We start from the raw sequence: 12789 nt of genomic DNA on the forward strand, positions 1-12789 counted from the left end.
GCGTGTGGCCGGCCACGCCCGTCCCCCCGGCTCAGGCCGAGCGGGCCGCCGCGGGGTCGCCGATGCGCGGGAACGGCTCGATGGAGAAGACCACCTCGACCGGCACCTCGAAGTACGCGGCGATGCGCAGCGCCAGGTGCAGGCTGGGCCGGAACTCGCCGCGCTCCAGGTAACCGACGGTCTGGTAGTGCACACCGAGCGCGTCGGCCAGTTGCCGGCGGGAGATGCCCCGTTCGGCGCGCAGCACCGCGATCCGGTTGTGCACGGTCTCGCTCATCGACGCCCTCTCATCCGACCCGCTGCATGGCCCGTTCCCGCCGGGCCGCGACCCGCGAGCCGGACTCCCGGCGGGCCATCCGGCGCAGCACCACCGGGGCCAGCACGAGCCCGAGCACCGCCCAGGCTCCGAGCACGCCGACCGTCTCCAGGTGCCGCCAGGAGCCGCCGAGTTCGACAGCCGCCAGGTCGCCCGGGAGCAGCGCCGAGCGCATGCCCAAGCCTAGCCAGTAGAGCGGGAAGACCTGGGCGACGCCCTGGAGCCAGCCGGGCAGGCCGTTGATCGGGTAGAAGATGCCGGACAACGCGATGAGACCGAAGATCGGCATCACCACCAGGCCCATGTTGCGCGGGTTCTCGACCAGCGAGCCGATCACCGCGCCCAGCGGCAGCGTCGCCACCAGCCCGAGCGGCACCACCCAGGCCAGCGTGAGCCAGGCGCCGGGGTCGCCGAGCCGCAGCCCGTCGAGGAAGAACAGGCCGGGCGTGAGCTGGATGACGACGCCGATCAGCGCGACCGCCGACACCAGCACGATCTTGCCGACCAGATAGCCGAGCATGCCGTCCGGGATGGCCTTGGCGCGCAGCAGCGTGCCGTCCTCCCGGTCGATGACGAGCTGGTTGGCCAGCCCGAGCAGGCCGCCGAAGAGCAGGCCCATGCCGAGCGCGCTGGGCAGCGTACGGGCGCCGAGGGAGAAGTCGGTGCCGGGCACCGTCGAGCCGCGCATCCAGAACACGGCTACCAGCAGCACCACCGTGGGGAAGAAGTAGGTCCAGAGATCCTGGCCGTTGGTGAACGTGGCGCGCAGCTCGATCACGCCGCGCCGCAGCCCGGCCCGCAGCGCGTTGGTGGTCGGGTTCATCGGTTCGCCTCCTGCTGCCACACCCGCTCGGCCCGGCCGGTACGGATGCCGGTCTCCTCCTCGTGCACCAGCGCCAGGTACGCGTCCTCCAGGCTGGCCCGGCGCACCTCCAGCTCGCGTACCCGGTCGCCGTGCTCGCGGAGCAGGTCGCGCAGGAACGCGGTGGCGTCGCCGGTGGCGTGCACGTACCGCTCGCCGTCGCGGGTCCAGCGCACCTCGGCGTCCCCCGCGACGCGCCGGGCGAGCTGGTCGGGCGACCCCTCGGCGATGATCCGGCCGCCGGCCAGGATGAGGATGCGGTCGGCCAGCTTCTCCGCCTCGGCCAGGTCGTGCGTGGTCAGCACGATGGTGGTCTCGTCCAGGTCGGCCAGGCGGTGCACCAGCTCGTGGAACTCGCGCCGGGCGGCCGGGTCGAACCCGACGGTCGGCTCGTCCAGGAACAGCAGTTCGGGGCGGCCGACGATGCCGACAGCGACGTCGAGCCGACGGCGCTGACCACCGGAGAGCCGGGCCACCCGGCTGCCGGCGTGCGCGCTCAGGCCCACGGTCTCCAGCAGCTCGTCGACCGGCCACGGGCGCGGGATCCGGTCGGTGGCGTACGGCGCGTAGAAGTCGCCGAGGTGTGCGAGCAGCTCCCGCACCCGCCACTTGCCGTGGTCGCGCCAGGACTGGAGCACCACGCCGAGCCGCGCGCGCCACCGTTCGTCGCCGCGGGCCGGGTCGGTGCCGAGCACGCGCACCGTGCCGGCCGAGGGCAGCCGGAAGCCTTCGAGGATCTCGATGGTGGTGGTCTTGCCCGCGCCGTTGGGCCCGAGCAGCGCCACCACCTCGCCCCGCCGGGCAGTCAGGTCGACGCCGTGCAGCACGTCGACGGCGCCGTAGCGCATGCGCAGATCCCGCACGTCGAGGACGAGATCCTCGTCGGGAGGTCGGGGGGACGCGACGGCCCCCGGGAGTTCGACCGCAGTCATGCCCCGGAATGTAGCATCTCTACTACAATACGAGGTACCCCCACTCAGGGGCGGGGGCGATGGAACCAGCGCGTGACGGGAGCCGGATCCTCCTCCTCGTACGACCGGGCCGCGTTCACCGCGGCGGCCAGGCCGGAACGGCGGGGCCGGGGCCCGGCGCGCAGCATCGGATCGGCGGCCATCTCCCGGAGCACCGCGACGGCCAGGCCCAGCATCACCACGACGAACGGCAACGCGACCAGGATGGTCGCCTGCTGCAGCGCGGCCAGGCCACCGGCCAGCAGCAACGCCGCCGCGACCGCGCCGATCAGCACGCCCCAGAGCACCACCACCCCGCGATGTGGCCGCAGCGCGCCGCGCGAGCTGAGCGAGCCGAGCACCAGCGACGCGGAGTCCGCGCTGGTGACGAAGTAGAGCGCGATCAGCACCATGGCGAGCACGCTCGTCAGCGTGGCCAGGGGCAGCGCGTCGAGCAGCCCGAACAGCGCCTGCTCGGAACCGGCGCCCACGTCCGCCACCAGGTCCCGGGTGCCAGTGGTCTGCGTACGCAGGGCGGTCCCGCCCATCACCGCGAACCAGACGGTGCTCGCGCCGCTGGGTATCAGCAGCACCCCGATCAGGAACTGACGGACCGTACGGCCGCGCGAGATGCGGGCGATGAACGTGCCCACGAACGGCGCCCAGGAGATCCACCACGCCCAGTAGAAGACGGTCCACGAGCCCAGCCAGGCCGGGTCGGAGAACGCCCCGGTACGCGTCGACATGCGCACCAGGCCGCTCAGATAGTCACCGACCGAGGCCGGCAGCACCTCCAGCGTGTAGACGGTCGGACCGACCACGAACACGAACAGCATCAGCGCGACGGCGATCAGCACGTTCGTGGTGGACAGCCACTTGACGCCCCGGTGCAGTCCGGAGAAGGCGGACACGACGAAGGCGAGCGTGAGCGCTCCGATGATCGTCAACTCGACGGCCCGGCTGTCCGGCACCCCGGCCACCAGGTCGAGGCCGGCCGCCACCTGGAGCGCACCCAGCCCGAGACTGGTCGCGGAGCCGAACACGGTGGCGAAGACGGCGAGCAGGTCGATCCCGCGGCCGAGCGGGCCGTCGGTCCGGTCCCCGAGCAGCAGCGCGAACGCGGACGAGATCCGGTTGCCCCGCCCCTTGCGGAACGTCGAGTACGCCAGGGCCAGCGCCGCGATCGCGTAGATGCCCCACGGGTGCAGCGTCCAGTGGAAGAGCGTGTACTGCATGGCCGCCGAGGCGGCGGCGCCGGTCTGCGGCTCGACTCCGGAGGCCGGCGGCGGCGTGGCGTAGTGCTGCATCGGTTCCGCGACGGCGAAGAACACCAGGCCGATGCCCATGCCGGCGCTGAACATCATGGCGACCCAGGCCAGGGTGTTGAACTCCGGCTCGTCGTCGTCGGCGCCCAGCCGGATCCGGCCGAACCGGGAGGCGGCCACGACGACCGCCAGCACCAGAAAGGCGTCGGCCGCGACCACGAAGAACCAGCCGAACGTGCTCACGGCCCAGGCCAGGCCGGACTCACCGAACCGGGCCAGTGAACCCCGGGCGAACACGCCCCACAGCACCACCGCGAGCACACCGGCTACACCGGCGCCGAGCACCACCCGGTCTACCCGCTGGGCAACGGCCCGCCGCCCCGATTGTCCCGTCATGCCTCCATCGTCGGCGGGCCGGGCGCACCGCCGCGCCGGAATGCCGCAGGAACCACGTCAGGACACGACGGCGGCGGCCTCCTCGGCCTCCACTGCGGCGTTCCAGGCCGGCTTGGTGGACCGCCAGCCCTCGTCGTCCATGCCACGCCGCCAGTAGCCGGAGATGGACAGGTCACCCCGGGGCACGCCGCGCTCGACGCGCAGCAGCCGCCGCAGCTCCTTCATCGCCCCGGCCTCACCGTGCACGAACGCGTGCACCCGGCCGGGCGGGAACGCCAGCGCCCGGACCGCCTCGACCAGCGGCTCGCCGTACGGACGCCCGTCGCGGTGCAACCAGCACACCTCGACCTCACCCGCGCTGGTCAGGGGCAGCTCGTCGGCCGGGCCGCCGACCTCGACGTACACCTTCGCGGGCGCGCCCACCGGCAGCCGTTCCAGGGCGGCGGCGATGGCCGGCAGCGCGCTCTCGTCGCCCGCCAGCAGGTGCCAGTCGGCAGCCGGGTCCGGCGCGTACGCGCCGCCCGGCCCGGTGAACAACACCCGGTCGCCGGGACGCAGCGCCGCCGCCCACGGCCCGGCCAGACCCTCGTCGCCGTGGTGCACCACGTCGACAGTCATCTCACCGGCCGCGGCGTCCCAGGCCCTGATCGTGTACGCGCGCAGGCGCGGCCACTGCTCCGCCGGGAACTCCCGCTTGATCGTGGCCAGGTCGACCGGGTCCGGGTAGGTCACCCCGGCCGGCGGGAAGACGAACTTCACGTAGTGGTCGGTGTACGCGCCCACCGGCAGTCCGGCCAGCTCGGCGCCGCCCAGGACCAGGCGGATCAGGTGTGGGGTGGGCCGCGTGGTCCGGACGACCGTGGCGGCGGTGAGCTTCTTCGGGCGATCCGTCATGCGCTTAGGCTAGCCTAAGTTCGATGGCTCGCCCCGGGCACGATGCGGTCAGCTCGGCGACACCAGGCGGGCGTGCCAGGCCAGCGCGGCCGGATCGGTGAGCGAGGCGACCTGGTCGATCACCACGCGCAGCCGCGCGGCGTCGTCCGCCGCGTCACGCCACAGCGGCGCGAACACCGGGTCGAGCGCATCCGGCGCCCGGTCCAGCAGCGCCGCGACCAGCCCGGTCAGGACGTCGCGCTGCCGCGCGTAGCGGTCCCCGGCGCCGGGGCGGCGCATCACGTACCGCAGCGCGATGCCCTTGAGCAGCGCGCACTGCGCCCGGATCCGGCGCGGCACCTCCAGGTCGGCGTCGTAGCGGCGGTGCGGGCCGGGCCCGTGGCGCTGCTCGGTCGCGGCCACCACGCCGGCGACGAACCGGCCGGTGAGCACGCTCGTGGTGGCCTTCAACGCGGCGAGCGCGCGGTGGCTGCCGTCGTACGCGGCAAGCGGGGCGAGCACCGGATCGGCCAGCAGGCCGGCGAGCACCTCGCCCAGATCCTCCGGCGCCTCACCCGAGTAGGCGGCGGACACGTCGGCGCAGAGCGCCCGCCGCTCGTCCGCGTCGGCCAGCAGCGGGCGCAGGTCGACGTACCCGCCGTGGATGCCGTCCTCGACGTCGTGCACCGAGTACGCCACGTCGTCGGCCCAGTCCATCACCTGGGCCTCCAGGCAGCGCCGGTCGCCCGGCGGGGCGCCTTCGCGCAGCCAGTCGAAGACCGGGCGGTCGTCGGCGTACACGCCGAACTTGCGCTCGCCGGGGCGGCGCGGCCACGGGTACTTGCTCACCGCGTCCAGCGCGGCCCGGGTCAGGTTCAGCCCGGCCGAGCGCCCGTCCGGGGCGAGCACCTTCGCCTCCAGCCGGGTGAGCACCCGCAGCGTCTGCGCGTTGCCCTCGAAGCCGCCGCAGTCGGCGGCCAGCTCGTCCAGGGCGTACTCGCCGTTGTGCCCGAACGGCGGGTGGCCCAGGTCGTGCGCCAGCCCGGCGGTGTCCACCACGTCCGGGTCGCAGCCCAGCCGGGCGCCCATCTCGCGGGCGATCTGCGCGACCTCCAGCGAGTGGGTCAGCCGGGTACGCAGGAAGTCGTTCGTCCCGGCGGTGTGCACCTGGGTCTTCGCGGCGAGCCGGCGGAACGCCGCCGAGTGCAGCACGCGGGCGCGGTCCCGCTCGAACGGCGACCGGCCGTACCCTGTGTCCTTGGGCGCCTCGTCGACCAGCCGCGCCGCGTCGCTCATTTCTCCCGGACTGGCAGAGGGTCGCGACTGCGGGGCTCGCAAGACCGGCTCACTCCTCGCGCTCCCGGAGCACGCAGAACTCGTTGCCCTCCGGGTCGGCGAGCACCGTCCACTCCACGTCCCCCTGGCCGATGTCGACGTGCCGGGCGCCCATGTCGACGAGGCGCTCCACCTCGGCCTCCATGTCGGCCGGGCGCAGGTCGATGTGCAGCCGGTTCTTCCCCTCCTTCGGCCCGGAGACCGGGACGAAGACGAGACCGGGCGTCGTGTCGGGGGTCCGGCGGATCTCCACCTCGTCCGGCTTGTCGGTGATCACCTGATAGCCGAGGGCCTCCGCCCACCAACTGGCGAGCCGGGACGGATCCCGGGCGTCGATGGTCAGGTTCTCCCAGACGGCGGTCATGCGGCCACCCCTCCTGATCGACACGTGGCGGAAGCTCAGGCTACGCCGAGGAGGCCGGAAAGGCGCGCCGGGCGTACGCGGGGCCGCCGGCGAGCACCGGCGGCCCCGCGCCGCGTCAGCGGGAGTCCGAACCGGTGGTGGTGATCGACGCGCGGCCTGCCTCCAGCCGGGCCACCGGCACCCGGAACGGCGAGCAGGAGACGTAGTCCAGGCCGACCTCGTGGAAGAAGTGCACCGAGTCCGGGTCGCCGCCGTGCTCGCCGCAGACGCCGAGCTTGAGGCCCGGACGGGCCGCCCGGCCCTCCTCGGCGGCGATGCGCACCAGCCGGCCGACGCCGTCGGTGTCGATCGACTCGAACGGCGAGATACCGAAGATGCCCAGCTCCAGGTAGCGCCAGAAGAACGCGCCCTCCACGTCGTCGCGGGAGAAGCCCCAGCCCATCTGGGTCAGGTCGTTGGTGCCGAAGGAGAAGAACTCGGCCGCCTCGGCGATCTGCCCGGCGGTCAGCGCCGCCCGGGGCACCTCGATCATCGTGCCGATCAGCACCTCGACGCCGCTGTCCCCGACCACCTCGGCGATGATCCGCTCGGCCTCGGCGCGTACCGTCTCCAGCTCCTGCACGGCCCCGACCAGCGGCACCATGATCTCCGGGCAGGCCTTGCCGCCGTCGCGGACGACCGCGACGGCGGCCTCCGCGATCGCGCGGACCTGCATGGCGAACAGGCCGGGGATGACCAGGCCGAGCCGGACGCCGCGCAGGCCCAGCATCGGGTTCTCCTCGTGCATCCGCCGCACGGCGGCGAGCAGCGCCTCCTCCTTGGCGACGTCCTCGCCGCGCTCCTGTGCCACCGCGACGTTGACCGCGAGCTGTTCCAGCGGGGGCAGGAACTCGTGCAGCGGCGGGTCGATCAGCCGCACGGTGACCGGCAGGCCGTCCATCTCGCGGAAGATCTCGATGAAGTCGGCCCGCTGGAGCGGCAGCAGCGCGGCGAGCGCGTCCTCCCGCTCCCGCTCGCCGGATGCCAGGATGAGCCGCTCGACCAGCTCGCGCCGGTCGCCGAGGAACATGTGCTCGGTGCGGCACAGGCCGATGCCCTCGGCGCCGAAGCGCCGCGCCCGGGCCGCGTCCGCGCCGGTGTCGGCGTTCGTGCGTACCCGCAGCCGCCGCGCGGCGTCGGCGTGCGTCATGATCCGGTGTACGGAGCGGACCAGCGCGTCGTCGGTGTTCTCCGGGTCGAGTTCGCCCTCGAAGTACTGCACCACCTCGGACGGCATGACCGGCACCTCGCCGAGGTAGACCTTGCCGGTGGTGCCGTCGATCGAGACCACGTCGCCCTCGTTCACCACGTGGTCGCCCACAGTGAACTTCTTCGCCGGTACGTTCACTTCCAGCTCGTCGGCACCGGAGACGCAGGTCTTGCCCATGCCGCGGGCCACCACGGCGGCGTGGCTGGTCTTGCCGCCCCGGGAGGTGAGGATGCCCTTGGCGGCGATCATGCCGTTGAGGTCGTCCGGGTTGGTCTCCCGGCGGACCAGGATCACCGACTCCCCCTCGGCGGCCAGCTCGACCGCCCGGGCCGAGGTGAAGACGACCTTGCCGGACGCGGCACCCGGGGAGGCGCCGATGCCCTTGGCCACCGGCTCGAACTCGTGGTCGAGCTGGAAGCGCGGGAACATCAACTGGGCGAGCTGCGCGCCGTTGACCCGGTGCAGCGCCTCGTCCAGGTCGATCAGACCCTCGTCGACGAGCTGCCCGGCGATGACGAACGCGGCGGCGGCGGTGCGCTTGCCGACGCGGGTCTGGAGCATCCAGAGCTTGCCGCGCTCGATGGTGAACTCGATGTCGCAGAGGTCCTTGTAGTGCTCCTCCAGCCGGGCCATGATGCCGAGCAGCTGGTCGTAGGAGGTCTTGTCGAGCTGCTCCAGCTCCTGCAACGGCACCGTGTTGCGGATGCCGGCGACCACGTCCTCACCCTGGGCGTTGGCGAGGTAGTCGCCGTAGATGCCCTGCGCGCCGCTGCCCGGGTCGCGGGTGAACGCGACGCCGGTACCGGAGTCGGGACCGAGGTTGCCGAAGACCATCGTCACCACGTTGACGGCGGTGCCCAGGTCGGCCGGGATGCGCTCCTGGCGGCGGTAGAGGATCGCCCGCTCCGCGTTCCACGAGTCGAAGACCGCGCGGATGGCGAGGTCGAGCTGCTCGCGCGGCTCCTGCGGGAACTCGCGGCCGGTGTGCTTGGCGAAGATCTGCTTGTACGCGTCGACAAGCCCGCGCAGGTCGTCGGCGTCCAGGTCGAGGTCGTTGTGCGTGCCCTTGGCGCGCTTGATCTCGTCGAGCGCGTGCTCGAACTCCTCGCCCGGCACCTCGCAGACGGTCTTGCCGAACATCTGGATCAGCCGGCGGTACGAGTCCCAGGCGAACCGGTCGTTCCCGCCCGCCTGGTTGCTCAGGCCGACCACGCTGCGGTCGTTGAGGCCGACGTTGAGGACGGTCTCCATCATGCCCGGCATGGAGAACTTGGCGCCGGAGCGCACCGAGACGAGCAGCGGGTCGTCCGGGTCGCCGAGGCGCCGGCCCATCTCGCGCTCCAGGGACTCCAGGTGCGCCTCGATCTGGGCGGCCAGGCCGTCCGGCTCGCGCCCGGTCGTCAGGTACGCCTTGCAGGCCTCGGTGGTGATCGTGAAGCCGGGCGGAACCGGCAGGCCGAGATTCGTCATCTCGGCCAGGTTGGCCCCCTTGCCGCCGAGCAGATCCTTGAGATCCTTGTTGCCCTCGGCGAAGTCGTAGACGTACTTCTGCTCGACCGGATCGTGCGCTGCCACCAGAGCCTCCCACGCGCGCCATTGACACTTAACGAAGGTTCAGTTCGGACATACCCCGGTAGTGACCACCGGTAATCCCGGCTCGTCAGCGTCGGTGGGGCGAAGGCTAGGCGAGTTTCGAGAAACCTGGGAGCGTTCGGTGACTTTCGGCACAACGGTCACCACAATCCGCGTTCGTACGGGTTTTTGGGAACGCTTCCACGAGCACGATCACGCAATTCCGATCCCCCTCGTACTCTTGACGTCACTGCATCTCGCGGAACCTGACCTTTGCCATATCCCGCGCGAATACACCCTCGGAGCCGTCGCCGTGCCGACCAACCCCGCCGCCCCGGAGACCGGGCCGGAGCCGACCGACACCCGTCCCACCAGCCCTTCCATCGACGTACCGGCTGTGCCGCTGCCCGGTGTGCCGGCACCCGCGGCCGAGCTGGCCCGCGACGCCGCGGGCCGGGCCGCCGAGGCGCTCGCCGGACCGGCGCCGGTCCGGCTCGGCGACGTGGTGCCGGCGCCCGAGCACGTGCGCCCGGACCCGGCCGGCGACTTCACGCTGAGCGCGGACGCGGTGCTGCGGGTCAGCCCCGCCGGGCGGGACGTGGCCGAACAGCTCGCCGGCTGGCTGCGCCCGGCCACCGGCTTCCCGCTCCCGGTCGCCGACACCGGCGAGGACGGCCCGCTGACGCTCACGCTGTCCGCGGCGGTTCCCGCCCGGCCCGGCGAGCCGGACGACGCGCGGCTCGGAGACGAGGGCTACCGCCTCGACGTGACCACCGGCGGCGTCCGGATCACCGCCGCCACCCCGGCCGGGCTGTTCCACGGCGCGCAGACGCTGCGGCAGCTGCTACCCGCGCCGATCGAGAGCCCGACCGCCGTCGCCGCGCGCTGGGCGGTACCCGGCGGCACGATCGTCGACCGGCCGCGCTTCCCCTACCGGGGCGCGATGCTCGACGTCGCCCGCCACTTCTTCGCGGTCGAGGACGTGCTGCGGGTGGTCGACCACCTGGCCCGCTACAAGCTCAACCACCTGCACCTGCACCTCACCGACGACCAGGGCTGGCGGATCGCCGTCGACTCCTGGCCACGGCTCGCCGAGGTCGGCGGCACGACAGCGGTCGGCGGCGGCCCCGGCGGCTGGTACACACGTGACGACTACCGCCGCATCGTCGCGTACGCCGCCCGCCGCCACGTCACAGTGGTGCCCGAGATCGACCTGCCGGGCCACACCAACGCGGCGCTCGTCGCGTACCCCGAACTGGCGCCCGGCAAGATCGCGCCACCGCCGTACACCGGCACCGAGGTCGGCTTCAGCTTCGTCGACCCCGCCGACGAGCGGACGTACGCCTTCGTCGCGGACGTGGTCGGCGAGGTGGCCGCGTCGACGCCCGGGCCGTGGCTGCACCTCGGCGGCGACGAGGCGTTCAAGGTGCCGGCCGACAGCTACCGCTCCTTCGTGGAGCGGGCGCAGCGGCTGGTGGCCGCCACCGGCAAGACCGTCGTCGGCTGGCACCAGCTCGCCCCGGCCGCACACGTCGACGGGCGCGTCCTGCAGTGGTGGGGCACGAACGGTGACGACCCGGAGACCGCCGACGCGGTACGCCGTGGCGCCCGGCTGATCCTCTCCCCCGGCAACCACGCGTACCTGGACATGAAGTACGCCCCGGACACCCCGATCGGACACGACTGGGCCGGTCTGATCGACGTGCGCCGGGCGTACGAGTGGGATCCGGGCAGCCACGTGCGGGGCGTACCGGCCGAGGCGGTGCTGGGTGTGGAGGCGCCGCTGTGGACCGAGTCGATCACGACGCCGGCCGAGGTCGAGTTCATGCTCTTCCCGCGCCTGCCCGCCGTCGCCGAACTCGGCTGGTCACCGCGCGAGACGCACGACTGGTCCCGGTTCCGCAGCCGGCTGGCCGCACACGGCCCGCGCTGGTTCACAGCTGGCATCGCCTTCCACCCCTCCCCCGAGATCCCCTGGCCCACCACCCCAGCCCAGATCCCCACCCAGCCCACCCCCACCCCCACGCCCACGCCCACCTCCCCCACCACCCCCTGACCGCACACCGGGGCGCCGAACCCCGTCGATCATGAAGTTGACGGCGACAAACCGGACACAAAACGCCGTCAACTTCATGATCGACGCCCTCATCCCCGGGCGGCGACATCCAGCCGCCCCTCGCCGTCGCGCACTCCCTCCCGAGCGCCCCGAGCGCCCCGAGCACCCCGAGCACCCCGAGCACCCCGAGCACCCCGAAGATCTTGGTACGGAACGGCCCTCGGAGGGGCGCCGATCTACCAAGATCTCGAAGCTCACCCCGCCCAGAGCCCGACATCGGGCACCAAGGCGACTCACCCCCCTCCCATCGGACCGGTGATCAAGGAGTTTGTGCCCGGTGCACGGCCTCAGACGGACACAAACTCCTTGATCAACGGGGTGGGGGGTTGGGGGGAGCCCTCGAGGTGGCCGGGCCGGGGTGGCTGCGGCGAGGGCGGGCGGGGTTCGGTGTCGGCGGCAGCCCTGATGGGCTCGGTGTCCGGATCCGGGGTGGTCGGGGTCACCCGTGAGGTGGAATCGGGGGTGGGTGCGGGGCGTTGTACATGGCAGACCGCGCCGCACCCGCCGACCGCCCGCCCCCTCGGGCCGGGAATCAGGCCGGGACGCCGGTCGTTACATCCCCGGAGCCGCAGAGCAGGCCGACAGCGCCTGTCGAGCCGGCCCCACCGCCGGGCAGCGCCCCCGGGAATGACCCCGGACCCCGGTCGTTACATCCCCGAGCCGCCGGAGCAGGCCGACCCCCTGGCCGCCCGTGCAGGCCACCGGCCCGACGCACATACCGGGCCACCTGATCTTTATTCGCGGCATCCCCCATCGCCGCGTACCCCCGACAGAGAGGCAACTGATCATGGCTACCACTCTGCTGCGCAAGACCGCTCTGACCGTCGCCGGTATCGCCGCCACCGCCGGTGGCATCGCCGGCCCCGCCATCGCCGCCCAGGCCACCCCGGCCGAGCGCGCCGCCCAGGTCGTCACCACCGACCGCAAGCACGGCGAGCGTGAGCTGGACGTGCGCTACGAGGCGCAGCCCAACTTCTACTTCTGTGGCCCGGCCGCGGCCCGTAACGCGCTGAGCGTGCAGGGCAAGAACATCGACGTGGACGCCATGGCCAAGGAGATGGGCACCACCGAGGCCGGCACCAACTCCATCAACGACATCACGCCGGTGCTCAACAAGGAGACCGGTAAGGACGTCTACAAGTCGACCGAGATCCCGGTGGACAAGGTCGGTGACAAGGTGGAGAAGCTTCGTGCCGACGTGGTGCGCACTGTGGACGACGGCCGGGCCGTGGTGGCGAACATCGCCGGCACCGCGACCGACACCGACGGCACCACCCACTCGTTCGAGGGTGGCCACTACATCAGCGTGGTCGGCTACCGCGACGGCGGCAAGGTCGTGACGATCGCCGACTCGGCGAACCCGGACCAGGCCTCCTACCGGATCGACGTGGACGAGCTCGCCCGCTGGATCGCCAGCCGCGGCTACAGCTCCTGACCGAGTGACCATGGCGAAGGGCCCGACCCCGGAACGGGGGTCGGGCCCTTCGGCGT

The 12789-nt window shown here is 72.6% G+C and carries 10 protein-coding genes; 2 read left to right on the plus strand and 8 right to left on the minus strand.

The window, feature by feature from the left end; all coding sequences use genetic code 11:
- Window positions 1-31 precede the first annotated feature (31 nt).
- The 8 genes from MICAU_RS23945 to ppdK all read right to left on the minus strand — a co-directional run bounded on the left by MICAU_RS23945 (window position 32) and on the right by ppdK (window position 9185).
- Window positions 32-277, minus strand: coding sequence for a helix-turn-helix transcriptional regulator (locus MICAU_RS23945; protein WP_013287928.1), 246 nt, complete (start codon window positions 275-277; stop codon window positions 32-34).
- A 10-nt stretch (window positions 278-287) separates the two neighbouring features.
- Window positions 288-1139, minus strand: a complete 852-nt coding sequence (locus MICAU_RS23950) for an ABC transporter permease (protein WP_013287929.1) — start codon at window positions 1137-1139, stop codon at window positions 288-290.
- The gene (locus tag MICAU_RS23955; RefSeq protein ID WP_013287930.1) at window positions 1136-2110 is read right to left on the minus strand and encodes an ABC transporter ATP-binding protein; all 975 of its coding nucleotides are present in this window, start codon (window positions 2108-2110) and stop codon (window positions 1136-1138) included. Before MICAU_RS23955 ends, MICAU_RS23950 begins: the two co-directional genes overlap by 4 nt.
- 44 nt (window positions 2111-2154) lie before the next feature.
- Window positions 2155-3789 (minus strand): BCCT family transporter, encoded by a 1635-nt coding sequence (locus MICAU_RS23960; RefSeq protein WP_013287931.1) that lies wholly within the window; start codon window positions 3787-3789, stop codon window positions 2155-2157.
- A 57-nt stretch (window positions 3790-3846) separates the two neighbouring features.
- Window positions 3847-4683 carry a siderophore-interacting protein gene (locus MICAU_RS23965; RefSeq protein WP_013287932.1) on the minus strand — a complete coding sequence of 279 codons (837 nt, stop codon included), beginning with the start codon at window positions 4681-4683 and terminating at the stop codon, window positions 3847-3849.
- A 48-nt stretch (window positions 4684-4731) separates the two neighbouring features.
- Window positions 4732-5958: a deoxyguanosinetriphosphate triphosphohydrolase gene (locus MICAU_RS23970; protein ID WP_013287933.1), complete on the minus strand. Its 1227-nt coding sequence runs from the start codon at window positions 5956-5958 to the stop codon at window positions 4732-4734.
- 49 nt (window positions 5959-6007) lie between these two features.
- Complete coding sequence (locus MICAU_RS23975) at window positions 6008-6361, minus strand: VOC family protein (RefSeq protein WP_013287934.1); 354 nt, start codon at window positions 6359-6361, stop codon at window positions 6008-6010.
- Window positions 6362-6476: 115 nt separating this feature from the next.
- On the minus strand, window positions 6477-9185 hold the full coding sequence (ppdK, locus tag MICAU_RS23980; protein WP_013287935.1) for a pyruvate, phosphate dikinase: 2709 nt from the start codon (window positions 9183-9185) through the stop codon (window positions 6477-6479).
- A 310-nt stretch (window positions 9186-9495) separates the two neighbouring features.
- On the opposite strand from ppdK, the gene MICAU_RS23985 reads away from it, so the two are divergent.
- Window positions 9496-11238, plus strand: coding sequence for a beta-N-acetylhexosaminidase (locus MICAU_RS23985; RefSeq protein WP_013287936.1), 1743 nt, complete (start codon window positions 9496-9498; stop codon window positions 11236-11238).
- An 847-nt stretch (window positions 11239-12085) separates the two neighbouring features.
- Complete coding sequence (locus MICAU_RS23990) at window positions 12086-12733, plus strand: C39 family peptidase (RefSeq protein WP_013287937.1); 648 nt, start codon at window positions 12086-12088, stop codon at window positions 12731-12733.
- Window positions 12734-12789 lie beyond the last annotated feature (56 nt).

Source organism: Micromonospora aurantiaca ATCC 27029, assembly GCF_000145235.1.
Lineage (GTDB): Bacteria > Actinomycetota > Actinomycetes > Mycobacteriales > Micromonosporaceae > Micromonospora > Micromonospora aurantiaca.